Annotated in this window: 25 protein-coding genes and 2 pseudogenes; 13 read left to right on the top strand and 14 right to left on the bottom strand. The window is 70.7% G+C overall.

Translation table 11 applies throughout. From position 1 onward, the window contains the following. The 6 genes from RUMESO_RS19635 to RUMESO_RS19610 form a co-directional block, all read left to right on the top strand. Nucleotides 1–579, top strand: a 579-nt coding sequence (locus RUMESO_RS19635; RefSeq protein WP_037282745.1) for an FAD-binding protein, incomplete at its 5' end; no start/stop codon positions are given. Further along, nucleotides 576–905, top strand: a complete 330-nt coding sequence (locus tag RUMESO_RS19630) for a 4Fe-4S dicluster domain-containing protein (RefSeq protein WP_037282724.1) — start codon at nucleotides 576–578, stop codon at nucleotides 903–905. The genes RUMESO_RS19635 and RUMESO_RS19630, both read left to right, overlap by 4 nt. A 16-nt stretch (nucleotides 906–921) precedes the next feature. After that, entirely contained in the window at nucleotides 922–1,755 is an 834-nt protein-coding gene (locus tag RUMESO_RS19625) for an ABC transporter ATP-binding protein (RefSeq protein ID WP_037282721.1), read from the top strand. 11 nt (nucleotides 1,756–1,766) lie between these two features. Beyond that, nucleotides 1,767–2,621 carry an ABC transporter permease gene (locus RUMESO_RS19620; RefSeq protein WP_037282719.1) on the top strand — a complete coding sequence of 285 codons (855 nt, stop codon included), beginning with the start codon at nucleotides 1,767–1,769 and terminating at the stop codon, nucleotides 2,619–2,621. A gap of 80 nt (nucleotides 2,622–2,701) precedes the next feature. After that, a complete protein-coding gene (locus RUMESO_RS19615; RefSeq protein WP_037282716.1) occupies nucleotides 2,702–3,712 on the top strand; it encodes an aliphatic sulfonate ABC transporter substrate-binding protein in 1,011 nt (336 codons plus the stop codon). 82 nt (nucleotides 3,713–3,794) lie between these two features. Next, nucleotides 3,795–5,204: an MFS transporter gene (locus tag RUMESO_RS19610; RefSeq protein ID WP_037282713.1), complete on the top strand. Its 1,410-nt coding sequence runs from the start codon at nucleotides 3,795–3,797 to the stop codon at nucleotides 5,202–5,204. Here the strand turns inward: RUMESO_RS19610 and RUMESO_RS19605 are convergent. From RUMESO_RS19605 to RUMESO_RS28675, 4 genes and pseudogenes are all read right to left on the bottom strand, one after another. Further along, nucleotides 5,201–6,484 carry an FAD/NAD(P)-binding protein gene (locus tag RUMESO_RS19605; RefSeq protein ID WP_156363037.1) on the bottom strand — a complete coding sequence of 428 codons (1,284 nt, stop codon included), beginning with the start codon at nucleotides 6,482–6,484 and terminating at the stop codon, nucleotides 5,201–5,203. The genes RUMESO_RS19610 and RUMESO_RS19605 overlap by 4 nt on opposite strands. Nucleotides 6,485–6,559: 75 nt before the next feature. After that, a complete protein-coding gene (locus tag RUMESO_RS25380; protein WP_156363036.1) occupies nucleotides 6,560–6,712 on the bottom strand; it encodes a hypothetical protein in 153 nt (50 codons plus the stop codon). Between the two features lie 18 nt (nucleotides 6,713–6,730). Further along, nucleotides 6,731–7,195, bottom strand: coding sequence for an Lrp/AsnC family transcriptional regulator (locus tag RUMESO_RS27470; RefSeq protein ID WP_037282743.1), 465 nt, complete (start codon nucleotides 7,193–7,195; stop codon nucleotides 6,731–6,733). 396 nt (nucleotides 7,196–7,591) lie between these two features. After that, a pseudogene (locus RUMESO_RS28675) lies at nucleotides 7,592–7,810 on the bottom strand (class II aldolase/adducin family protein); the annotation flags it as partial. A 278-nt stretch (nucleotides 7,811–8,088) separates the two neighbouring features. Between RUMESO_RS28675 and RUMESO_RS28670 the strand changes: the two are divergent. Beyond that, a pseudogene (locus RUMESO_RS28670) lies at nucleotides 8,089–8,154 on the top strand (hypothetical protein); the annotation flags it as partial. 57 nt (nucleotides 8,155–8,211) lie between these two features. Here the strand turns inward: RUMESO_RS28670 and RUMESO_RS19590 are convergent. Genes RUMESO_RS19590 through RUMESO_RS19555 form a run of 8 tightly spaced genes read right to left on the bottom strand, consistent with a single transcriptional unit; the run spans nucleotide 8,212 to nucleotide 15,572 of the window. Next, nucleotides 8,212–9,027: an SDR family oxidoreductase gene (locus RUMESO_RS19590; protein WP_037282708.1), complete on the bottom strand. Its 816-nt coding sequence runs from the start codon at nucleotides 9,025–9,027 to the stop codon at nucleotides 8,212–8,214. A 43-nt stretch (nucleotides 9,028–9,070) separates the two neighbouring features. Then, a complete protein-coding gene (locus RUMESO_RS19585) occupies nucleotides 9,071–10,042 on the bottom strand; it encodes an aldo/keto reductase (protein ID WP_051521515.1) in 972 nt (323 codons plus the stop codon). Next, nucleotides 10,035–10,361 carry an L-rhamnose mutarotase gene (locus tag RUMESO_RS19580; RefSeq protein WP_051521514.1) on the bottom strand — a complete coding sequence of 109 codons (327 nt, stop codon included), beginning with the start codon at nucleotides 10,359–10,361 and terminating at the stop codon, nucleotides 10,035–10,037. Before RUMESO_RS19580 ends, RUMESO_RS19585 begins: the two co-directional genes overlap by 8 nt. Continuing rightward, on the bottom strand, nucleotides 10,358–11,416 hold the full coding sequence (locus RUMESO_RS19575) for an ABC transporter ATP-binding protein (protein ID WP_037282739.1): 1,059 nt from the start codon (nucleotides 11,414–11,416) through the stop codon (nucleotides 10,358–10,360). Before RUMESO_RS19575 ends, RUMESO_RS19580 begins: the two co-directional genes overlap by 4 nt. 4 nt (nucleotides 11,417–11,420) lie before the next feature. After that, nucleotides 11,421–12,245: a carbohydrate ABC transporter permease gene (locus RUMESO_RS19570; protein WP_211262936.1), complete on the bottom strand. Its 825-nt coding sequence runs from the start codon at nucleotides 12,243–12,245 to the stop codon at nucleotides 11,421–11,423. A gap of 1 nt (nucleotide 12,246) precedes the next feature. Next, nucleotides 12,247–13,125, bottom strand: coding sequence for a carbohydrate ABC transporter permease (locus RUMESO_RS19565; protein ID WP_051521513.1), 879 nt, complete (start codon nucleotides 13,123–13,125; stop codon nucleotides 12,247–12,249). A gap of 13 nt (nucleotides 13,126–13,138) precedes the next feature. After that, entirely contained in the window at nucleotides 13,139–14,371 is a 1,233-nt protein-coding gene (locus RUMESO_RS19560) for an ABC transporter substrate-binding protein (RefSeq protein WP_037282704.1), read from the bottom strand. Nucleotides 14,372–14,375: 4 nt separating this feature from the next. Beyond that, nucleotides 14,376–15,572, bottom strand: coding sequence for a mandelate racemase/muconate lactonizing enzyme family protein (locus tag RUMESO_RS19555; protein WP_211262935.1), 1,197 nt, complete (start codon nucleotides 15,570–15,572; stop codon nucleotides 14,376–14,378). A 94-nt stretch (nucleotides 15,573–15,666) separates the two neighbouring features. On the opposite strand from RUMESO_RS19555, the gene RUMESO_RS19550 reads away from it, so the two are divergent. Beyond that, a complete protein-coding gene (locus RUMESO_RS19550; RefSeq protein ID WP_037282702.1) occupies nucleotides 15,667–16,341 on the top strand; it encodes a GntR family transcriptional regulator in 675 nt (224 codons plus the stop codon). 8 nt (nucleotides 16,342–16,349) lie between these two features. Here RUMESO_RS19550 and RUMESO_RS19545 read toward each other — a convergent pair whose 3' ends face one another. Then, a complete protein-coding gene (locus RUMESO_RS19545) occupies nucleotides 16,350–17,378 on the bottom strand; it encodes a LacI family DNA-binding transcriptional regulator (protein WP_037282700.1) in 1,029 nt (342 codons plus the stop codon). Nucleotides 17,379–17,823: 445 nt separating this feature from the next. Between RUMESO_RS19545 and RUMESO_RS19540 the strand changes: the two genes are divergently transcribed. The 5 genes from RUMESO_RS19540 (at nucleotide 17,824) to RUMESO_RS27465 (ending at nucleotide 23,115) form a co-directional block, all read left to right on the top strand. Further along, nucleotides 17,824–18,945: a Gfo/Idh/MocA family protein gene (locus RUMESO_RS19540; RefSeq protein WP_051521512.1), complete on the top strand. Its 1,122-nt coding sequence runs from the start codon at nucleotides 17,824–17,826 to the stop codon at nucleotides 18,943–18,945. Then, the gene (locus tag RUMESO_RS19535) at nucleotides 18,942–19,853 is read left to right on the top strand and encodes a sugar phosphate isomerase/epimerase family protein (protein ID WP_037282698.1); all 912 of its coding nucleotides are present in this window, start codon (nucleotides 18,942–18,944) and stop codon (nucleotides 19,851–19,853) included. Before RUMESO_RS19540 ends, RUMESO_RS19535 begins: the two co-directional genes overlap by 4 nt. A gap of 12 nt (nucleotides 19,854–19,865) precedes the next feature. Beyond that, the gene (locus RUMESO_RS19530; protein ID WP_051521511.1) at nucleotides 19,866–21,074 is read left to right on the top strand and encodes an aldose 1-epimerase family protein; all 1,209 of its coding nucleotides are present in this window, start codon (nucleotides 19,866–19,868) and stop codon (nucleotides 21,072–21,074) included. Next, nucleotides 21,071–22,225: a fatty acid desaturase family protein gene (locus RUMESO_RS19525; protein WP_051521510.1), complete on the top strand. Its 1,155-nt coding sequence runs from the start codon at nucleotides 21,071–21,073 to the stop codon at nucleotides 22,223–22,225. The genes RUMESO_RS19530 and RUMESO_RS19525 overlap by 4 nt, the downstream gene beginning before the upstream one ends. 458 nt (nucleotides 22,226–22,683) lie before the next feature. Further along, nucleotides 22,684–23,115: a 3-methyl-2-oxobutanoate hydroxymethyltransferase gene (locus RUMESO_RS27465; RefSeq protein ID WP_245639346.1), complete on the top strand. Its 432-nt coding sequence runs from the start codon at nucleotides 22,684–22,686 to the stop codon at nucleotides 23,113–23,115. A gap of 301 nt (nucleotides 23,116–23,416) precedes the next feature. Here RUMESO_RS27465 and RUMESO_RS19515 read toward each other — a convergent pair. Then, nucleotides 23,417–23,673, bottom strand: a 257-nt coding sequence (locus RUMESO_RS19515) for an arginase family protein (RefSeq protein WP_211262934.1), incomplete at its 5' end; no start/stop codon positions are given.

Below are 23,673 nucleotides of genomic sequence, written 5' to 3'. Positions count from 1 at the left end.
GGGGGGGGCGCCGCGGGGAGCCGCGAGGACGTGGCGGGCGCCATCTCGGGCGGTGGCGCGGTCAACTCGTCCTGGGCCATCGCCTCGGGCTGGTGGGCGGGGCAGGGGGCCTTGGCCTACGCCTGCCGTCGCGGCGCGCCCCGGCGCTTCCGCCACCATGTCGCCCCCATGGGCGGCGTCGGGCTCCGGCCCAGCGACTCCTTCGCCCTCGACCCGCGCGAGGTGAAGGCCGCCGTCCGCGCCGAGGTCGCCCCGCTCGACCGCAACTTCTTCCGCGAGGGCGGGCAACTCGCCGAAAGCCTCTCCCGCCTCGACGGCCTCTGGTCCCGCGCCATCCAGCACCTCGGCGGCGAGGGCGCGGACCGCCTCCGCCCGCGCGAGGCGGCGAGCGGCCTCGCGGCGGCGCGCTGGCTGCTGACCGGGGCGCTGGCCCGGACCGAGAGCCGGGGGATGCACCGCCGGCTGGACCACCCCGCGACCGACGAGGGCCCGGTCCTGCGCTACGCCCTGCGAGGCGTGCACCGGATCGAGGTCGAGCCCCAGGGCGCCGAGGCCGCCCTGGAGGAGGCCGCGTCGTGATCGAGGTCGTCTCCGCGTCCCGCTGCATCCGCTGCGACATCTGCGTGCGGGTCTGCCCCGCCGACGTCTTCGCCAAGGACGCCGAGGGCATGCCGGTCATCGCCCGCCAGGACGACTGCCAGACCTGCTTCCTCTGCGAGATCTACTGCCCGACCGACGCGCTCTTCGTCGCCGAGGCCGCCGATGGCCCCATCGGCATCACCGAGCACGAGGCCGAGGCCCGCGATCTCTTCGGGGTCTACGCGCGGGCCCTCGGCTGGTCCAGGGGCCGCGCGGGCGGCTCCCAGCACGACACCACCCGGCACCTGCGCGTGGCGCAGGTCTGACCACGGAGGATTCCCCATGGACCGCATCACGGTCGCCGACATTGCCAAGACCTTCCAGCTCAAGCCCGGCCAGACCGTCACGGTGGACGGGCTCCGGTCGAACAGCATCACCGTCCTCTCGGGCCTCGACCTGTCGATCCGCCAAGGCGAGTTCATCACCCTCGTCGGTCCCTCGGGCTCGGGCAAGTCCGTGCTCCTCGACATCGTGGCCGGGCTCACGGACGCGACCGCCGGGACGGCCAGCATCGACGGCGAGGCCATCACCGGCCCCGACCCCCGCATGGCCTATGTCTTCCAGCAATACGCGCTCTTCCCCTGGCGCACGGCGCTGGAGAACATCGAATACGCCCTGGAGGTGCGCGGCGTCGGCCGCGCCGAGCGGCGCGCCCGCGCCCGCCACTTCCTGTCCCTCTTCGGCCTCCACGGCTTCGAGGACCGCTACCCCTCCCAGCTTTCCGGCGGGATGCAGCAGCGCGTGGCCATCGCCCGCGCCCTGTCGGTGGAGCCCGAGGTCCTGCTGATGGACGAGCCCTTCGCCGCGCTCGACGCCCAGACGCGCGACATCCTCCAGTCCGAGCTGCTGCGCATCTGGGAACGGCTCAGGACCACGGTGATCTTCGTCACCCACTCCATCGACGAGGCAGTCTATCTGGCCGACCGGGTGGTCGCCATCACCGCCCGTCCGGGCCGGGTGAAGGAGATCATCGACGTGGACCTCCCTCGCCCCCGCGCCGAGGGCCTCCGCAACTCGCCCGAGTTCGCGCATCTGAAGGGCCGGGTCTGGAACGTCCTGCGCGACGAGGTCCGCGCCGCCCAGAAGGACTGGGCGCTCTCTTCCGCGACCCACTGAAGGAGGCCGCCATGACCTACGTCCTTGGACGATCCGCCCCCGTCGCGGGCAAGACCGACTTCCACCGCCCGGCGCTCTCGGCCGTCGCTCGCCTCTGGGGTTCGAGCACGGTGCTGGCGGGGCTCCCCCTCCTCCTCGCGCTCTGCCTCCTCTGGGAGGTGGCGCCGCGCCTCGGCTGGATGAACCCGATCTTCTTCCCGCCGCTCTCGGCGGTCCTGTCCGCGCTCTGGGACCTGATCGCCTCGGGCGAGATGGCCAGGCACATCGGCATCAGCTTCGAGCGCGCGGGCCTGGGCTTCCTCCTCGCCACGGTCGTCGCGATCCCACTGGGCTTCCTGATGGGCCGCTACGCCGCCTTCGAGAAGGCGACCGACCTCCTCGTCCAGACGCTGCGGAACACCTCGCAGTTCGCGCTCCTGCCGGTCTTCGTCCTGCTCCTCGGCATCGGCGAGGCGTCCAAGATCGCCATCACCTTCTACGCGGCGGTGTTCTTCCTCCTCGTGAACACCATCGTTGGGGTGAAGTCGGTGGACTCGCTGCTCCTCAAGGCCGCGAAGTCGATGGGCACCTCGGATTGGGACCTGTTCCGCAAGGTGATCTTCCCCTCGGCCATCCCCTCCATCGTCGCGGGGATGCGGCTCGGCGTGAAGGCCTCGCTCTTCTCGGTCATCGCGGCCGAGATGCTGGCCGCGCGGTCGGGGATCGGCTTCCTGATCCAGAACGCCCAGCTCATGCTCAAGGCCGCCGACATGTACGCGGGCATCCTCGTCCTCACCTTCGTCGGCCTCCTCCTCAATTACGCGCTCGTCTGGATCGAGCGCCGCGCGACCCACTGGCGCGCCGACGCGGGCGACCAGCCGCACTAGGGCCCGTCCCCTCGTCCTCCACTCTCCGCGGCGCCGCAGGCGCGCCGCGGCCCACCCAAGTCATGCTCAGGGAGACTACCATGACGCTCACCCGCCGCGCCTTCGGCCTCGCCGCCGCCGCCCTTCTCGGCACCACGGCCCTTCCCGCCCTCGCCCAGGACGCCGCCCTGCCGGACGCGATCCGCATCGGCTCGACCGCCCCCGGCCACCTCAAGTTCATCCTCTTCCGCAACCTCCACCTCCTCGAGAAGGAGTTCGAGGCCGAGGGCATCCCGGTCGAGCTCGTGACCTTCGACGGCGGCTCCGAGGCCTCGGTGGCGCTCGGCTCGGGCCAGCTCGACCTCATGTATACGGGGAACAACCCCGCCCTGCGCCTCGCCGCCTCCGGCGCCGACGTCAAGGCCGTGGGCCTCTCCTCCTGGAACCCGCTCAACGAGACAGTCGTGATCGCCCGGGCCGACGGCGACATCGACTCCATCGACGACCTCAAGGGCCATAACGTCGCCTACCTCCAGGGCACCGTGCGCCACTCCAACTTCGCCAAGGCGCTCGAGACGGTGGGCCTCTCCACCGACGACGTCGAGAGCTTCAACTTCGGCATCGAGACCGCCGGCCCGGCGCTGGCGCGGGGCGACATCGACGCCATCGTGGAAAGCCGCTCGACCGTGCAGACGCTGATCGACCAGGGCCTCGCCAAGGTCATCTTCGACGGCGCCGAGCATCCCGAATGGGTGAGCCCCTACCCGATCACCGTGAACGGCGAGTTCGCCCGCAGGTACCCCGAGGTCCTCGCCCGCATCCTCGCCGTGGACATCCAGACCGCCGCCTGGGCCGACGCCCACCCCGACGAGACGATCCGCATCTTCGCCGAGGAGACCGGCCGCCCCGAGGACGCCATCCGCGCGACCTATCCCGACAACCAGTTCCACCAATCGCCCGAGATCACCCAGGCCGCCATCGACTCGCTCAGGGACGAGGAGTCCTTCATGGCCGCGAACGGCCTGATCGAGGGGCAGGTGGACTACGACGCCTGGATCGACACCAGCTACTACCAGGCGGCGCTGGGTCTCCTCCAAGCGCGCACCAACTGACGCGTCGACCGGCGTCGCCTGGGGGAAGGCCGAGTCCGACCGGCCTTCCCTTTTTTCACGTCCCGAAGCAACCTTGGCGCCCATGGCCGTCCTGTCCACTCCGTCCTCCGTCTCGCCAGGGCTCGTGCCGCGCCTCGTCGCGCTCGTGGTCTTCATCCAACTCCTCGACGGCACGATCATAGCGACCTCGCTCCCGGCCATGGCCGCCGCCTTCGGCGTGGACGCCGTGGCCATGAGCGTCGGCATCACGGCCTACCTCCTGGCGCTGGCCGCCGTGGTGCCCGCCGCCGGCTGGATCGGCGAACGATTCGGGGCACGGCAGGTCCTCGTGGTCTCGGTCGGCCTGTTCACGCTCGCCTCGCTCCTCTGCGTGGTGGCGCCCTCGCTCTGGGCCTTCGTGGCGGCGCGGATCCTGCAGGGCGCGGCGGCGGCTCTGATGGCCCCGGTAGGGCGGCTCCTGGTGCTGCGCTCGGCGCGCAAGTCCGAGCTGATGAACGCCATCTCGACCATCACCTGGCCCGCGCTCTTCGCACCGGTGATCGGGCCGGTGCTTGGCGCCTGGATCACCGAGACGGTGGGATGGGAGTGGAACTTCCTCGTCAACCTGCCGCTCGGCCTCGCGGCGATCACCCTCTTTCTGCTCCTCGTGCCCGAGAGCGACCGAGGGCATTCCGCGCCCTTCGACGCCCTGGGCTTCGCGCTCTGCTCGCTATCGCTGCTGGGGTTCCTGGGCGGGCTGGAACTCGTCGCGAACGGCGATGCCGGTCTCCTCGCCGGGGGGCTGCTGGCGGCGGGACTTGCCCTGGGTGCGCTGGGCTGGCGCCACATGCGCCGGACGACCGCGCCGCTCTTCGACCTCCGCGTACTGACCGTGCCGTCGTTCCGCCTCGCCACCATGACGGCGGGGACGCTGGGGCGCATGACGATCAACGCCACGCCCTTCCTGCTGCCGCTCCTGTTCCAGGTGGGGTTCGGGCTCTCGGCGCTGGCCTCGGGGCGGCTCGTGCTCGTCTACTTCCTCGGCAACCTCGTGATGAAGAGCGTGACCACGCCGGTCCTGCGGACCTGGGGCTTCCGGCCGGTCGTGGTCGGCAACGGCCTTCTCGCGGCGGCCACCGTGGGCAGCTTCGCCCTCGTCCCCGCCAGGCTGCCGGAGATGGCGCTCTGGGTCCTCCTCTTCGCGACGGGCGCGTTCCGGTCGATGCAGCTCACCGCGCTCAACACCCTGGCCTTCGCCGACATCGGCGAGAGGCAGCGCGCCACCTCGGCGACGCTGACCGCCATGACGCAGCAACTCGCGCAGCTCCTCGGCGTGGCGCTGTCGGTGGTCGCGATCCGGGGAAGCGAAGCCTGGCGCGGCGCGGAGGAAACCAGGATCCTGGACCTCCGCGCGGCCTTCCTCGGCATGGCGGCCCTGGGCGTGGTCTCGGCGCTCGCCTTCCTGCGCCTCCCACCCGACACCGGGCGCGAGGTCACGGGCCACCGGGGCTAGGCGCCCACCCGCTCCAGCAGCCGCCCGGCCAGCGCCGCCGCCTGCGCACGAATGTCGGGGATCGCCGTGATCTCCCAGAAAGCCGCCCGCGAGGCCGGCCCCATCGCGAAGAGCCGCCCGCTCGCGCTCCCGTCCGCGCGCAGCACCGCGCAGTCCGGCCCCACGTCGAGCCCCACCCGCAGCGGATCGAGCCGCGCCTTGCCCGAGGCGAGCAGCTCCGCGACCAGCGGCGTCGCGTGCGCCTCGGGGTCGCGCCGGACTCCCCGGCAGTCGATGATGCGCGACACCGGCAGATCCCGGTGCCGCCCGTCCGGTCCCGAGATGCGTGCGACGAGGCGCCCTGCCTCGCCGACCCCCGCCGACTCGAACCGCCCGCGCAGGAGCCGCAGCCGCCCGCTCCCCCGCGCTTCCTGCAGCTTCTCGTGCGAGGCGGGCGGCATCCGGTGCCGGTGCACCTCCCAGAGCGAGCTCGCGTGGCGCAGGAAGCTCCGGCGCGACTCCGTCGGCAGCTCCCTCCAGATCGCCTGCAGGTGCGGGCGCAGCCCGTCCACCACGTCCCGCCAGTCGCCGCCCGCCTCCTCCCGCGCCCGCGCCTGCCCGCGCAGCCACCGCATCAGCGGGGCGATCCGCATCGGCTCCGTCAACTCCCCCGGCCGCAGGTCCACCGGATCGGTCGGCCGGTGGACCTGCGGCAGCAGCCGATGGCGCGAGATCGCCGTGATCGTCCCTTCGTGCCCACCCGCCAGCAGCGATAGCACCTGGTCCACTATGGTCAGCCCCGAGCCCACGATCAGCACGTGCCCGTCGCAGGGCGTGGCCGGGCCGCTCCAGGGCTGGCTGATCCCCGGCGTCTGGGCGGCCCCCGGCAGTGCGTGCCCGGTGGCCAGCACCGCGAGGTCGGCCGCGACCCGCTCGCCGGTTGCCAGATGCGCCGTCACGCCCTTGGCGCCCACCTCCAGCCGCAGGCACTCGGCCTGCCAGCAGGCCAGCGCGGGGGTGTCGCCCCAAGGATCGAGCAGCCCCCGCATGTAGCGCCCGTAGGTCCCGCGCGACACGAAGCCCTGCGGGTCCGCGAACCACCCTTCCTCGCCCCGCAGCCAGTCGAGGAAGTGGTCCGGCTCGTCCGGATAGGCCGCCATGTTGGCGACGCGGGTGTTGAGCAGGTGCCGCGGGTCCGGCGTCGAATAGGCCACGCCGCAGCCCAGCATCGCCCCCTTCTCGAGGATCGTCACCGCCACCCGCCCCGCGCCCTGCCGCAGGAGTTGCGCCGCGAGGAGCACGCCGCTCGACGCCCCCGCCCACGATCAGAACCCTCAGCCCGGGCGCGAGCGGCCGTCCTTCCAGCGGTTTCGTCATCAGGACCATGGCAGGCTCCCCAGCATCAGGAGCGCGAGCGCCTCGGCCAGGAGGATGGCGGCGACCCACCGCCCCTCCCGCGCGTCGGCCATGGCTTCACCATCCCCCGCGAGCAGGCACGCGAGGGCGGGGTCCGGGATGCAGCAGAACATGGCGTCCTCCGAAGGGGCTCAGGACTCGTCGGGCGGGATGGGGAGCGCCGTGCTGTAGGCCACGCGCTCCATGGCGAACTGCGAGGTGACCGTCTTGAGGTCCAGCCTCCCGGTCAGCCGCCGATAGAAGAGGTCGAAGGCCGCGATGTCCCGCGTCACGACCTTCAGGAGGTAGTCGGCCTCGCCCGCCATGCGCCAGACCTCGATCACCTCGGGCAGCCCCGCCACGGCCGCTGCGAAGGCCTCCTGCGAGGCCGGGCTGTGGTCCGCCGCCGTCACGGCGACGAAGGCCGTCAGGCCCAGCCCCGCCTTGTCGGGGTCGACCAGCGCCACGCGGCGGGTGATGACCCCGGCCTCCTCCAGCTTGCGGACCCGCTTCCAGCAGGGCGTCTGCGACAGGCCCACCCTGTCGGCGAGCCGCACCAGCGGCAGCGTCGCGTCCCGCTGGAGCTCGGCTACGATCATGCGGTCGATCCGGTCCATGCGGACGGGAGGGGAGGGCGATCGGACCGGCCGAGGAGCGCCGCGCGACGGAGCCGCTTCGGCCGGGGCGTCGCTGGGACGGCGGAGACGGGCGGCGGAGAAGCTGGGCTGCGGGATCATGGCATCGGACCTCCTTGATGCTTTCCAGTAAATACGAGTCCTCAAGTCGTGATTTGCAAGAGAAAGGTTTTCTCCACGGGGCAGGCGACGGACTCCTGTCGGCTCCCTGCATGGGGCTCGGCCTTGGTTCCCCCAGGGCGCACCCCATCCTGCGGGAGCGTCGGGCGCGGGCCACCCGACCCCGGGCGGGCTCCCGACCCGAGCCAGCGCCTTCCCAATGATCTTCAGGTCGTCGAGGCTGGGTGCGAGGGAGCTTCCAAGCGCCCGGATCATCTCGCCCATGGCCTTCCGGCCCGGGCGAACGCAGGTCAGGAGCCTCACCTGGCCGACGCGCATGGCGGCTTGGGGCGTGAGCGGCGGAATGCAGTCCTCGGGGTCGGTCTCCGCAGGGCAGGTGAGCGCCGTGGCATGGGTGGAGTGCAGATGGACTACGGCTCCGGTCCTGGGCCGCGTCTCGTAGAAGGCCCGATGGCTGCACGACGGTCTCGAGGCCATCGGCGTCGGGATCGGAAGCTCCGGCCGCACGACCTGCATCGACGACTCCGGCCCGTTCCATCCCGCGATGGGGACCGCGATCCAGGGTGGCATCGTGGCGACGGCCGTGCTTTCGGGCAACCGGAACGTCCCGGGCCGGGTCCGCCCCCGCCTTTAGGATGCTTTTCGGGCCTCGCCGCCCATGGTCGTGGCGCTTGCCCTTGGCGGCGATCTCGGTCGCGATGGGATGGACGTGAGGTCATGGTCCGGGGCCTCTCCGACACCGGGCCGCCCGCGACGAGGGCAGCGCCGTCGTGATCGTCGCCGGTGAACGCTACGGCGCGGGATCGTCCCGCGACCGGGCCGCCAAAGGGGTAGCCCTGCCGGAGGAGCCGAGCCATCCCGGCCCGGCGCCGATCATCTCACAGGTTGCTCCAACCACCGTCGATCACGTGCTCGGTCCCCGTGGTGTAGCTGGACTCGTCCGAGGCCAGGTACAGGACCAGGGCCGCGATCTCCTCGGGCCGGCCGAGCCGATTCATGGGTTGCCGTCCGATGAAGGCCGCCCGCGCGGCATCATAATCGCCGCCCCGCCGCATTCGCTGCTCGAGGCTGGGACTCTCGACCGTTCCGGGACAGATCGCGTTGCAGCGGATCCCCTGGCCGACAAAGTCCGCGGCGACGGCCTTGGTGAGGCCGATCACGCCCGCCTTGGTCGCGCCGTAGACGAAGCGGTTCGGCGCGGCGATCACCGTGGATGCGACCGAGGCCATGTTGACGATGGAGCCGCCCCCGTTCGCGATCATGCCCGGGAGGAAGGCGCGGTACATCCGGTACATCGCCGTCATGTTGAGCCGGACCGAGAAGTCCCAGGCCTCCTCGTCGCAGTCGAGGATGGTGCCGTGGTGGACATGGCCCGCGCAGTTGAACAGGACCTGAGGCGCCGGAAGCTCCCGCGCGGCGGCGCGGACCGCCTCGGGATCGAGGACGTCGAGGCGTCGAGCGACGATCCGGCCCTTGTCCGGCTGGAGCGCCAAGGTCACGGAGCCATCGGTGCCGGTTGCCCGGGCGGTCCCGGACTCGGCCTCCCACTCGGCCAGCAGCGACGGGAGCGCCGCCTCGTCGACATCCGTCGCCCAGACCTCCGCTCCCTCCCGCGCCATGGCGAGCGCCGAGGCTCGGCCGATCCCTTGTCCCGCCGCCGTCACCAGCGCCCGCTTGCCCAAGAGCCTGTTCATGGGAGTCCTTGCAGTTCCGTCAGTTGAGAGCCGATCCGCCGCGTCATTGCGCCCGCTTCTGCGTGCTCGTGAAGGCGTCCAGGTCGTCCCAGGCCCCGGTCGGCACCGGCCTCTCCAGGTCGGCCAGCGAGACGGCCAGCTCCCCCGCCGAGGCCGCGCCCAGGAGCGTGGTCCTCACCGCCGGGTCGCGTCGCGGGAACTGGAGGGCCAGTGCGCTCAGGGGCGCCTCGTGGCGCGCGGCGACCCGCTCCATACCCGCCACGCGATCGAGGATGTCCCGGGACGCCGGGGCGTAGTCGAACTTCGCGTCCGGCCGCGCGCCCGTGGCAAGGATGCCGGAGTTGAAGACCCCCGCCGCGATGACGGCGACCCCCGCCGCCTCGGCGCGCCTCAGGAGAGGCCCCGCGCTCCGGTCGAGAAGGGTGTGGCGCCCGGCGAGGAGGATCGCGTCGAGCCGGACCTCCTCCAGCAGGGCGAGGCCGATCGCCACCTCGTTGACGCCGATCCCGATCCCCCGGACGCCGCTCGACCGCAGTTCATCAAGCGCGCGGAACCCGCCCGTGCGGAGCGCGGCCATGTGGACAGCGTTGCCCTCGGTGCCATGGGTCATCTCGCCGATGTCGTGGATCAGGAGGAGGTCGGGGACACGGCCCAAGCGCCCGACGCTATCGTCGAAGCTCCGCAGCAGGCCGTCGCGGCTGTAGTCGAACCGTGGCGCGAAGGGCAGCGGCTCGGCGAAGCCGACCTCCGGGACGTGGTCGAGGTCCACGGGCTCCAGCACCCGTCCCACCTTGGTGGAGACCAGCACCGGCTCGCGCCGGCCGGACAGGAAGCGGCCGAGGCGCGCCTCGGCCCGGCCCAGGCCGTAGAACGGCGCCGTGTCGAAGTAGCGGATCCCGGCGTCCCAGGCCGAGTCCAGCAGCGCCTCCGCCTGCGCGTCGGTCACGGGCCGGTAGAGGTTGCCGATCCCCGCCGTGCCGAGGCCCAGCGGCGGCAGGCCCAGGGCGTCAGTCAAGCCGGAACGCCTCGCGCATCGGAGCCCAGCTCGCATGGCCCTCGATGGGCGTCTGGCACCCAGTCATCAGGCGCAGCCAGGGCTGCATCTCCGGCGCCTCGGACACGCGGCGGAGCGCGGCGGCGGGATCGTCCGAGGTTATGCTGAAACGCTGCACGAGGAGCCCGGCCTCGGGCAGGTAGTGGATCGTGTAGTCGTGGAAGCCCGCCGAGCGCAGGGCCGCGACGACCTCGGGCCAGGGCTCGGCGTGGTGGCGCAGGTATTCCTCCGCCCGCTCGGGCCGAAGCTGGATGGCCTGGACATGGGTTTCCGTCGTCATCGGATGCGCCTCCCCTCGCGGTCGAACAGCCTCAGGTCGCGCGGGTCGAACCGCAAGGGGACCCGCTCCCCCACCCGGGGCCGCCCCGAGCGCCACTCCGCCACGACCGGCACGTCGGGCGCCAGCGAGCCGTGGACGTAGGCCATGGCGCCCAGTTGCTCGACGACCTCGATGGCCAGCGGAACCTCCACGCCCTCCGTCGCGGTCAGGTGCTCGGGCCGGAGACCTACCTGCACCTCCTGCCCGGGCGCCAGACGGCTCGAGAGGCCCGGCACCCGCACCTCCAGCCCCGCCACGCGGACGGAGTCCGGCCCTGCCGCGACGCCAGGCAGGAAGTTCATCCGGGGGCTGCCGATGAAGCCCGCGACGAAGAGGTTGTCGGGGTCGTCGTAAAGGTCCGTGGGCCGCCCGACCTGCTCGATCCGGCCCCCGCGCAGGACCACGATCCGGTCCGCGAGAGTCATCGCCTCGGTCTGGTCGTGGGTCACGTAGACCATCGTGTTGGCGAGGGTCTGGTGCAGGCGCGCGATCTCGATCCGCATCTGCACCCGCAGCTCGGCGTCGAGGTTCGAAAGCGGCTCGTCGAACAGGAACACCTTGGGGTCGCGCACGATGGCCCGCCCGATCGCCACCCGCTGCCGCTGCCCGCCCGACAGCGCGGCGGGCTTGCGGTCGAGCAGGTGGTCGAGGTGCAGCTTGCGCGCCGCCGCCTCCACCATCCGCCGCCGTTCGGCCGCCCCCAGCCCCTGGATGCGGAGCGCGAAGCCCATGTTCTCGGCCACCGTCATGTGGGGGTAGAGCGCGTAGCTCTGGAACACCATCGCGACGCCCCGGTCGTAGGGCTCGGCGTCGGTCATCCTCTCGCCGCCGATCCAGACGTCGCCGGAGGAGATCTCCTCCAGCCCCGCGATCATGCGCAGCAGCGTGGACTTGCCGCAGCCCGAGGGGCCGACGAAGACGACGAACTCGCCCTCCTCGACCGAGAGGTCCACCCCGTCGATCACGGTGTGCCCGCCGAAGCGCTTGGAGACGTGGCGCAGGTCGATCATGGTCAGCCCTTCACGGCGCCCACGGCGATGCCGCCGACGATGCGCCTCTGGAAGACGAGGTAGACGAGGACGATGGGCGCCGCCGCCAGCACGATCCCGGCGGCGAGGAGCGGCACGTTGGTCGTGTACTCCCCCGCAGCGCCGCGATGCCCACCATCAGAGTGCGCCGGTCCTGCAGCACGAGAAGCGAGATCAGCACGTCGTTCCAGCAGTAGAGCGTGTTGAGGATGCCCAAGGTCAGCAGCGCCGGGCGGCCCAGCGGCAGCATGACGTGCCACCAGACCTCCAGGAACCGCGCGCCGTCCATGCGGGCGGCCTCCAAGAGCTCGCGCGGGAGCCCCCGGTAGAAGGCGGTCATCAGGTAGATGGAGAAGGGCAGGAAGAAGGCCGTGTAGGCCAGCACCAGCCCGACCCGGGTGTTGAGGAGCCCGAGCCCCTCCACCGTCCGGTAGAAGGGCACCAGCACCACCTGGATCGGGATCATCAGCGCCGCCAGGATCGCCACGAAGACGAAGCGGCGCCCCGGAAAGCGCAGCATGGCCAGCGCGAAGCCCACCAGCGACGACAGGAGCAGGAGGAGCCCCACCGCCCCCGCCGTCACCAGCACTGAGTTCACGAAGTATTCCGAGAACCGCGCCCGTCCCCAGGCATCCGCGAAGTTCTGGACCGTGGGGTCCGTCACCAGGCCGAAGCGGTCGAGGATGTAGCCCTTGGAGGTCTTCAGCGCGTTGTTGACGGCGAAGTAGATCGGGTAGACGCAGGACAGCGCCAGCAGCGCCATCGGGATGGCCGCGATCCAGAGCGACCGGCGCTCGCGTTTTCCGGCGGCGGCCATGTTACAGGTCCGCGTTGCGCGACATGATGCGGACCTGCGCCCAGGCCACGCCTGCCATCAGCACAAACAGCACCGCCGAGATCGCCGCCGCGTAGCCAGGACGGTTGAGCTTCCCCTGCTCCAGCCAGATCAGGAACTCGGGCAGCGTCGTTGCGGTCCCCGGACCGCCCGCCGTCAGCACGTAGATCAGGCCGAACATCCCTGTCAGCAGGCCGATGGTGGTGACCACCGCCACGAACTCGATGATCGGCCGCAGCGTCGGGATCACGATGAACCGCAGCCGCGCCCAGAACCGCGCACCGTCGAGCTTGGCGGCTTCCAGCATCTCCTGGTTGATGGTCGAGAGCCCCGCCATGAAGATCAGCACGCTCATCCCGAAGGTGGACCAGAGGTAGACGGTGACGAGGCTGAGGAGCGCCGTCCACCCGTTCCCGAGCCAGTCCACCGGGTGCAGCCCCACCGCCTTCAGCGCGGCGTTGAGGCTCCCGTCGAAGCGCAGGACGACGTTGAAGATCGAGCCCACGATGACCGACGACAGCACGGCAGGCAGGAAATAGACCGCCCGGAAGATGCGGCCTCCCGGCACCCCCTGGTGGATCAGGAGCGCGAGGAGCATGGGCAGCATGATCCAGACCGGCAGCGTCGAAAGCACCAGCACCGTGTTGACGAGCGCGTCCTGGAACGCCTCGTCCGCCACCACGGCCTGGTAGTTCGCGAGGCCCACCCAGTCCGCCGAGCCGAGCCCGTTCGCGTTGGTGAAGGACAGCGCGAAGCCCCAGAGGAGCGGGACGATGCGGAAGACGAGGAGGAGGAGCGCGGCGGGCAGCAGCACGAGCGCGGCGAACCGCCTCTCCGCCTGCCCTATCGTCCGCCGCGCCATCACCTTCCCCGGCTCAGTTCGACTTGGCCTGGAGGCGGATCTCCTCCATCCGCGCCAGCGCGTCGTCCACCGTGGTCTCGCCGCTGACGAGGAGCTGGCTTTGCCGGTGCCACTCCTCCATGACGGTGGGCGCCATGACGGCGTGGGCGAGAGGCGAGGTCGGGCCGTTCATCAGGCCGAGGATGGTGCCCAGCGTCGGGCTGGAGAGCGCGGAGGTGTCCACGGCGGTGCTGGCGGGCAGCGCACCGGTATCCACGGCGAAGATCGCGGCCTGCTCCGGCGCGCTCAGCGTCTTCACGAGGTCGGCGGCGAGGTCCGCATTGGCGCTGGAGGCGTTCACCGCATAGCCGATCCCGCCCGAAACGGGCAGGCGCAGGTCGCTCGTGCCCGGCGCGGGGTGGACATAGACGCCCACGTTCTCCGGGCCCAGGAATTCCTCGAACTGCTTCCAGTGCGCCACGTCGGACAGCAGGCCGATGGTGTTCGCCGCCTCGCCGCGCATGAACATCTCGTATTCGTCCATGAACTTGGCGGTGGCGTTGGCGCCCTCGGGATACCAGCCGTCCTGCGAGGTCTGCACCCAGGTCTCGGCGATGGTCCTCATGTGCGGGCTGGTCCAGGGCAGGTCGCCCGTGGCCATCTGCGCCTGCTCCTCGGGGGTGAAGAGGTCCGCCGCCAGCGAGGACAGGAAGAAGTCGCCGCCGAAGCCCTCCTTGTTGCCCATCGCGAAGCAGGGAACCGTCCCTTGCGCCTTGAAGGCGTCGCAGACGGCCTTGAGCTCGTCCCAGGTCTGCGGCGGCTTGCTGGGGTCGAGTCCCGCCGCCTCGTAGAGCGCCTTGTTGTAGTAGACGACGAAGCCCTGGATCGTCAGCGGCAGGGCGATGGTCTTGTCGCCGGCGGTGAAGTCCGCGACGCCCGCGAAGCCCTCGGCCATGTCGTTGAGGGGCCGCAGCGCCTCGGCCCGGCTGGTGGCCTGCGAGCCGCCGTGGAGCAGCATCACGTCCGGCCCGCTGCTGGACCCGAGCGCGGTGCCGAGCAGGGTGTAGTACTGGTCATGGGGCTGCATGACGAAGTTCACGGTCACGCCCGGATGCGCGGCCTCGAAGGCCGTCTTGACGGCCGCGAAGTAGTTGGCGGCCGCCGGGTCGCCCGACTTCCAGTCCCAGACCGTCAGCTCCTGGGCCATCGACAGCGTCGGCGCCGCCGCCAGGGCCGTCCCGATCAGCCAGCCTGCGATACGTCCCATGTCCTCAGCTCCTCCCTGCGTGTGCCGCAATCTTCTGCGTGTCGTGGCGGTGTCCCAGGCCGGGCCCTAGGCGGTCGCAGGCGGGCCCGGCGGGAATCTCGTCGTCGGGCAGCCGCCGGGGGCAGGCGAGCTCCCGCCGCGCCGCCTCGCTCAGCCGCAGTCCATGGCCGGGTCGGTCGGGAGCCATCACCCAGCCGTCGCGGATCTCGATGGGTTCCTCGGCGAGGACGTCGTAGTTCTGGAACGAATACTCCATCCACTGCACCTCGGGCAGCGCCATGGCGGTGTGGACCCCGAGCTCCAGGAAGGTGTTCCCCAGCGTGACCGGGATGCCGATGTCGGCGGCGAGCCAGCCCACCTGCATGACCTCGCCGATCCGCCCATGGACGTTGAGCATGTCGGTCGCCCGCGCCTCCAGCAGCGCCCGCCGCCCCGACAGGTCGAGGTACTCGCCCGAGTTGAGCTGCGTCCCCCGCATCTCGTGGCGGAGCATCCTGAGCCCGTCGAAGTCGTCCCGCAGGATCGGATCCTCGACCCAGAGCAGGCGGTGCCCGGCAGCCTGCATGGCCTCCACCCGCATCAGCGCCTCCTTGGGGCTCCAGGCCTCGTTGGCGTCCACCATGACGGGACGGCCCTTGCCCACGGCGCGGGCAAGAAGGTCCAGCCGGTGCAGGTCCCGCTCCGGCTCCGGGTGGCCGACCTTGATCTTGAAGGCGGTGTAGCCCTGCTCGGCCGCGCGGCCGAAGAGGTCCGAGAACTCCTCGTCCGACAGGTGGAAGTCGAGCCCGCTCGCGTAACCCCGCACCCGGTCGCGCCGCGCGCCCAGCATCCTCCAGAGCGGCAGCCCCGCCTGCCGCGCCGCGAGATCCCAGAGCGCGACTTGCACCCCCTCTCCGAAGGGCAGCGAGGCCGAACGCCGGTTGCCTCCGCGCGGACGGTCCACGCGATGGACCAGCGACAGGGCGTCCTGCCCCTCCAGCCCCGGGAAGACCTCGGCGGCGAAGATCGCCTCGCACTCGGCAAGGTCGGGGAACGGGTTGAACAGGAACTGCGCGAAGCCGAGCCCCGTCTCGCCGTCCTCGGCATGAAGCTCCACGGCGACGGCATGGACGAACTCGGCCCGGACCTGGCTGTCGCCGATCACGCGGTCGCGCCGGAACTGGAAGCGCGTCAAGGTGAAGCCGCTGATCCGTCGTGCCACGTCGATCTCCCACACGCTCGCGTCTGATATATCAGTGATGGGCAACTGCTCTGTCAACTGGCAATCTGCGGGGCAGCATGATAGAGGACAAGGCATGAAGCAGGGCATCGACAACCTCCCCTCCGCCGAGCGCCTCAGCGACGCCGCATACCGCGCCGTCTTGGAGGCCCTGTTCGACCGGCGCGTGGCCGCCGGGGCCTTCGTCTCGCAAGGGGATCTGTCGCGGATCACCGGCTGCCCCGTCGGACCCCTGCGGGACGCGCTCAAGGTCCTCGAGGCCGACGGCGTGCTGGAGATCCACCCCCGCTCCGGCATCCAGTTCGTCAGGCCGGGGGTGGACCTCACGCGCTCCACCTACCAGTTCCGGGGCATCCTGGAGCGTGCGGCGGTCCGGGTCTTCGCCGACTCCGCTTCGCTCGACCGGATCGACCCGATCATCCGCGCGCATGAGGTCCTGCTCCACGACCTCGCTCACGCTCCCCGGGCCGAGGACCTCCCCGAACGCGCCGCCACGCTCGAGACGATGTTCCACGGCGCGGTGATCGGGTCGCTGGACAACCGCCAGATTGACGCCGCCTACCGTCGCCTTGCCACGCTCCTCCGCATCATCCGGCTCGACTCGGCCTGGAGCCCCCGGACCCTCGAGACCACGATGCGCGAGCATCTGGACGTGCTGGAGCGCGCCCGCGCCCGCGACCTCGACGGCGCCGAGGACGCCATGCGCCGCCACCTGAACGGGGCGCTCCAGCGGCACCTGAAGGTGCTCTGAGCGGAGGGTCAGTCCTCCGGCAGGTTCTCGCGGAAGACGACCTGCAGGCGCGGCTGCACCAAGCCGTAGGGCTCCTGCCGAGCGGCCCCGGTCAGGACGTTGAGAGCCTCGCGAACCTCCACGCGCGGGTTCTGGTCGATCACCGCGTCCAGCACCCCATCGAGCAGGAGCCGCTTGTTGCCCTCGGTCGCCTCGTGCCCGATCAGCACGACCCGCCGCGCGAGATCCCGCTCCCGCAGCGCCCAGGCGATCCCGGGATTGCCCGCCCCGGCGTTGTAGATGGCCGCGAGGTCGGGATGCGCTTCCAGGACGGCGCGCGTCTCGGCATAGGCTCGCTCAGGGTCGTCCATGCTCTCGCATTGGGCGACGATCACGGCCCCTGGAAAGTCCTCGGCCAGCACGGAGCGGAAGCCCATCTCGCGCTCCTCGTGGCCCCGGTACGACCGGGAGCCCGCGAAGAAGGCCACCTTCGCCGTCTCGCCCTTCGGGAGGAATCGCCCCAGGATGTAGCCGGCGAGCCGCCCCGCCTGCCGGTTGTCGATGCCGACATAGGCCACGCGCGGCACGTTGAGCACGTCCGACGCGAGTGTGACGACCCCGACGCCGCGCCGCGCCAGACGACGCAGCGCCTCGCGGACGAGGGGATGGTCCAGCGCCACCAATCCCAGCCCGTCGAGGCTGCCCGGCACCTCGTCGAGCCGACGCGCCAGGCTGTCGGGGTTGAATCCCTCGATCATCTCGACGCGCGCATCGAGATCGGGACGCTCCCGCGCCTGGGCCTCGATCTGGCGTCGCAGCGCGTCGATGAAGGCGTTGTTCCCGGCCGGGAGCAGGAACGCGAAGCGGAGCGGCGCCCGCGGCACCTCGGCCACCGGACGACCCTCGGGCAGGTAGCCGATCCGCCGGGCGGCAGTCATCACGAGGTCGCGGGTCCGGGGGTGGACGCCCCGACGGTTGTTGATGACGCGGTCCACCGTGGCCGAGGACACGCCCGTCTCGCGGGCGAGGTCCGAAAGGGTGGGCCGCGGGGACGGCATGCTCAACTCGACCTCATCGAAGCGTTCGCTACGGCATAGTCGCCCAACGCCTCAAGGTCGGCACAACGGGCGTGATGATGTGTTTTGATGGATTAGCGAGAGAGCTGTCAAGCCGCGGGGAGCCCAAGCCGGTGCGATTCGAACCTTGTAAGAGCTATGCGATGTTGTCCTCTCCTGCTCTTGGACGAGCCGGACATCTCTTTGCCTCTCTCAAACGACCGTAAAGAAATGATTGACACCAACCCGCGCGTCATCAGAAAACACCAGTCTGGGTGAGGAGGCACCCTGACGAGCAGCCTTGCGATGCCGGGAGACGCAGGCCTGCGACCATGCCCTGTCCACAACGCTGGTCATGGTCCCCGACGCGACGCGCGGCCCGGCGCAAGGTCGCGCGCGGCTTCCCGGCAGAGCAGGAAAGCCCTCGGCGGGCTGGAGGAGGAGAGGCATGAAGGACGTCCCGGACTTCACCCCGGACCCCGAGGTCCGCACCCGGCAGTTCCGCATCGGCTGCATCGGCGCCGGAATGATCATGGCCGAGTGCCACCTCGCCGCCTACAAGGAGGCCGGCTTCCCGGTCGCGGCCATCGCCTCGCGCACCCTGTCCCGCGCCCAAGGGGTGGCCGACCGATGGGGCATCCCCAAGATCGCGGCCACCCCCGAGGAGCTGATCGAGGACCCGTCCATCGAGGTCCTCGACATCGCCTATCCGCCAGACCAGCAGCCCGCGCTCATCCGCCACGCCCTCAGGCAGCCGCACATCAGGGGCATCCTCGCCCAGAAGCCTCTGGCCCTCACCCTGGCCGAGGCCATCGCCATCCGGGACGAGGCCGCCGCCGCCGGCAAGGTCCTGAGCGTCAACCAGAACATGCGCTACGACCAGTCGATGCGCGTGCTGAAGCAGATCCTCGACCGGGGCGACCTGGGCGAGATCGTCTTCGCCCAGATCGACATGCACGCGATCCCGCACTGGCAGACCTTCCTCGAGGACTACGACCGCCTGACCCTCGCCAACATGGCGGTCCACCACCTCGACGTGCTCCGGTTCCTCTTCGGCGACCCGGAGGAGATCACCACGGTCACCCGCAAGGACCCGCGCACCCGCTTCGAGCACGGCGACGGGATCACCGTCTCGACGCTCCGCTTCCCCTCGGGCGTGCTGGCGCTCAGCCTGGAGGACGTGTGGTCCGGCCCGCGCGAGGAGGGCTACAAGGACGACCAGCACATCGGCTTCCGGGTCGAGGGGACCGAGGGCGTCGCCAAGGGCACCATCGGCTGGCCCACCGGCGCGGCGTCCACGCTCACCTACGCCTCGCGTAAGGCCACCAACGGCGAATGGGTGACCCCCGCCTGGGACACGATGTGGTTCCCCCACGCCTTCGTCGGCGTGATGGAGCAACTCCAGCACGCGCTCGCGACCGGCACGCCGCCCGCGCTCTCGGTCGCGGACAACGTCCGGACCGTGGCGCTGATCGAGGCCGGCTACCGCTCCATCGCCGAACGGCGGACGGTGCGGCTCTCCGAGATCGACACACAAGAAGAACGGCACCAGGGAGGAACGCCATCATGATGCAGACCGGAATCTTCACGGGCTACTTCCCCTACGGTCTGGAGGAGACCGCCAGGCGCATCCGGGGCCACGGGTTCAACACGGTCCAGCTCGACCTGCACTTCAAGGACATCGACCTGAGCCACGGGCAGATCACGCCCGACAAGGCCAAGCGCGTGCGCGACGTGTTCCGCGACAACGACCTGCCGATCTGCGCCATCTCGGGCTACACCAACATCATACATCCGGACCAAGGCCACCGGACGCAGAACGTGGACCGGCTCAAGGAGATCATCCGCAACGCCCGCCGGTTCGGCACGCCCTACGTCATCTCCGAGACCGGCACCTACAACACCGAGTCCGAATGGATGTCGGACCCCAGGAACAAGTCCGAGGAGGGCTTCGAGACCTGCCGCAAGGTGATCGCCGAGCTCGCGCAGGAGGCCTACGACCACGGCGCGATGTTCCTCCTCGAGACCTACGTGAACAACGTCGTGGGCTCGGTCGAGGAGACGGTGCGGATGTTCGCGCAGGTGGACCACCCGGGCCTGGGCCTGCTGATGGACCCCACCAACTACTTCGAGGACCACAACATCGACCAGATGGACAAGGTCCTGAACCAGGTCTTCGACACGCTGGCGGACAAGATCAAGATCGCCCATGCCAAGGACGTGGCCCGGTCCCAGGACACCAGCGAGAAGCACGCCGACATCGGCGACGACGACGCCCTGGCCTCGCATACCTTCCGCGGCGTGGGCGCCATCGCGCTCGACGCGCCGGGAATGGGGGTCCTGAACTATGACCTCTACCTCAAGCGGCTGAGCGAGAAGCACCCCAACATCCCGGTCATCGTCGAGCACCTCGACGAGGCCGACGTGCCCCGCTCCAAGACCTTCCTGGAGGACAAGCTGCGGGCCCAGGGCCTGTGACGCGAGACCTCGATGCCTGACCTCTTCGGCCGATCCCTCTCCCGACGCGACCTGGCGGCCCACGCCGGGTCGCTCTCGGCCTATGGCGGCGTGCGGCTCTACACCCTGAGCGACGGGACCGAGCGCGGCGTCCGGATGCTGGAGTTCCGGACCGGCACGGGCCTGCGCTTCACCGTCGCGCTCGACCGCGCGATGGACATCGTGGAGGTGGAGCACAAGGGCCGCTCCATCGGCTGGCACTCGCCCGCCGGCCTGCGCCACCCCGGCCTCCATGAGACGGAGGGCGAGCAGGGCCTGGCCTTCGCTCGCTCCTTCACCGGCTTCCTCGTGACCTGCGGCCTCGACCACATCCTGGGACCGGAGGAGGTCCAGGCCGACAGCTACAACTACCCCGGCAAGAGAACCGTGCGCCACGTCCTGCACGGCCGCCTGACAACGATCCCGGCCCGGCTGACCGGCTACGGCGAGCGCTGGGAGGGCGACCGCTGCATCCTCTGGGCCGAGGGGATCGTGCGGCAGTCCGCCGTCTTCGGCGAGAACCTCCATCTCCACCGCCGGATCGAGGCCGACCTCGGCGGCGACGAGATCCGCCTGATCGACCGGGTGGTGAACGAGGGCTTCCTGCGGACGCCGCACATGTTCTTCTACCACGTCAACCTCGGCCACCCGGTGCTGGAGGAGGGCTCGCGCTACCTCGCGCCGATCCGTGACGTGGTCTGGGCCGCCCACGCCGCCCGCTACCGCGACCAGCGGGTCGGTTACCGCACCGCCCCGGCCCCCACCCTCGATTTCGTGGAGCAGGTCTGGCAGCACGAGATGGCGGCCGACAGGGCGGGCGAGGTGCCGGTGGCGCTGGTTAATGACCGCCTGGGCCTCGGGATCGAGGTGGCGACCCGCAAGGACCAGCTTCCCTGCGCCTACCAGTGGCAGAACTTCCAGGCGGGCAGCTACGCCCTTGGCATCGAGCCCTCCACCCACCATGTCCTGGGCGACAATGCCGCCCGCGAGCGCGGCGAGATGATCTGGCTCGGCCCGCAGGAGGCCCGGGACTACCAGGCCCGCTTCCGCGTCCTCGACGGGCGGGACGCCATCGCCGCCGCCGAGTCGCGCATCAAGGCCATCGCCGCCCAGCCCGACGACGACTTTCCCGAACCCTCGGGCCGCTTCCTGCCCCTTCGCTCCACGACCGAGGACCGCACGACAGAGGAGGTTCCCTCATGACCAGCATCCCAAGCCCCACGTCCCCCACCAGCCCGCGCCCCTACCCCCCGCGCGACTACACCCTCACCGGGGAGTCCTCGCGCCAGGCGGTCGAGGCGGGCCTCGCCGCGGCCGAGTGGTACCACACCGAGGTGCCGCGCAAGGTGATGAAGGAGCTGATGACGCGCACCGACCAGCCGGCGCTGCGCGACACGATCCTCTGGGTCGCGCTCCACGTCGTCTTCGGCGGCCTCGCGGCCTGGCTCTCCTGGACGGGCCATGTCTTGTGGTCGTTGCCCTTCTGGATCGCCTACGGCGTCCTCTACGGCTCGGCCTGCGACTCGCGCTGGCACGAATGCGGGCACGGCACGGCCTTCCGCACGCCCTGGATGAACGACGTGGTCTACCACATCGCGTCGTTCCAGGTGATGCGGAACCCGGTCAACTGGCGCTGGTCCCACGCCCGCCACCACACCGACACCATCATCGTCGGCCGCGACGCCGAGATCGCCTGGATGCACCCGATCAAGCTCGGCCTCAAGGCGCTGGCCTATGTCGGCATCGTGGACGCCTGGAACTCCTTCAAGGTGCTCTGGCGCAACGCCCGGGGCGAGCTCTCGGCCGACGAGAAGGATTACATCCCCGAGAGCGAGTGGCCCAAGGTGATCTTCTGGGCGCGGGTGCACATGACCATCTACGGCCTGACGGCGCTGGTGGCGCTGGGGATGCTCCTGGGCGGCCAGGGCTGGCGCGCGCTCCTGCCCTTCATGCTGATCGGCCTGCCGCGCCTCTATGGCTGCTGGCACATGGTGATGACCGGCCTCCTCCAGCACGGCGGGCTGGCCGAGGACGTGCTGGACCACCGGCTCAACAGCCGGACCGTCTACATGAACCCGGTCTCGCGCTGGATCTACTGGAACATGAACTACCATGTGGAGCACCATATGTTCCCGATGGTGCCCTACCACGCGCTGCCGAAGCTCCACGAGGTTGTCAAGCACGACCTGCCCACGCCCAATCCTTCGATCTGGGCCGCCTACAGGGAGATGTTCCAGGCCGTCATGCGCCAGCGGCGCGAGCCCGGCTACTACCTCCAGCGGCAGCTCCCGCCCACCGCCAGGCCCTACAAGAACGAGCTGCACCAGGCGGTGCCCGAGCGGGCGCCGGCCTGAGGGCGGCCCCGACCGGCGGGCGTCCCCCAGGGGGTGGCCCGCTTACCACGACCGAACCAGGGACAGGACATGCACCCCAAGCCGACCGTCGCCGACCTGCGCGCGCTCAAGGGCCGGCGCCAGCTCACCATGCTGCGCTACTTCTCCCTCGAGGAGGCCGAGGCCGCCGAGCAGGCGGGCATCGACATCGCCTCGGTGCCCTTCGAACTCCTGACGCACCCGCGCTACCGCGAGGTGGCGCCCTCGATCTTCTCCATGACCGGCAAGACGCACTTGGAGGCCGGCACGCCCGAGGACTACCTGCGCTGGTCGGGCGACGCGATCAACCGGGGCGCCGACGCGGTCTACTGCTCGGGCTCCCTCCGCACCGTCGAATACCTCGCGCGCGAGCATATCCCGGTGGTGGGGCACGTCGGCTGGTCCCGTCGCGCGCCACTTGGACCGGGGGGTTCAAGGCCGTGGGCAAGACGGCCGACGACGCGCTCAGGCTCTACGAGGAGGTCAAGGCCTACGAGAGCGCCGGCGCCTTCGCGGTGGAGATCGAGGTCGTGCCCGTCGAGGTCGCCACCGCCATCAGCCAGCGCGTGAACATCCTCCTTTGGTCCATGGGCTCGGGGCCCGGCTGCGACGCGCAGTATCTCTTCGCCGAGGACATCCTGGGCACCAACCGGGGCCACATGCCCCGCCACGCCAAAGTCTACCGCGACCTTGCCGCCGAGGAGGACCGCCTCCAGCGCGAGCGCGTGGCCGCCTTCCGCGAGTTCGTCGCCGACGTGGAGGGCGGAGCCTATCCGGAGGACCAGCACGTCGTGAGGATGAGGCCGGAGGAGCTGGAGGGATTCCTGGACGGGCTGGAGGGCAGGTCCTCAGACGCAACCGGCGGACGCTGAGCCAGCTGCGGGCGGACGCCCGACGGGATGCGAAAGCCGCCGCCTGGTCCGCGACTGCGCGCGCCTCCCTCGAACCGTCGGAGGGCTCCGCGTCATCGCCTTCGCCCGCCTCAGGGCCCGAACGGCCGACGTCCTGGAACAGCCCCTGACGCTCAAGGGAAGGCAGGCGCCGCGAGCGCCGGCAAGCCCATCGCGCCGGTCGCGGGGAACGCGCGCCCTCTCGGGTGAGGCCTCCCATGGCCGGACGGCCGTCCCTCCGCCCCCGGCCGGAGCGTTGCGGGGCCGCGACGGCAAGGCTCGGTCACTCGATCCTGAACCCGTGGAGCGGCCCGGGCGGGTCCTGGGGCACGCCGGGGAGGACGCAGAGCATCTCGAAGAGGAGGTTGGCGGCGGTGAGCGCCGTGGTCCCGGAGGTGTCGAAGGGCGGCGAGACCTCCACGAGGTCGCATCCGACGAGGTTCAGCCCCGCCATCCCCCGCACGATCTGGAGCGCCTGCCAGTCCATGAGCCCGCCGATCTCCTGGGTGCCCGTGCCATTGGCCAATCCGGGAGACAGGC

Source organism: Rubellimicrobium mesophilum DSM 19309 (genome assembly GCF_000600335.2).
GTDB classification, from domain to species: Bacteria; Pseudomonadota; Alphaproteobacteria; order Rhodobacterales; family Rhodobacteraceae; genus Rubellimicrobium; species Rubellimicrobium mesophilum.
The sequence above is the reverse complement of the archived record's forward strand: the minus strand, read 5'-3'. Positions and strand labels throughout refer to the sequence as shown.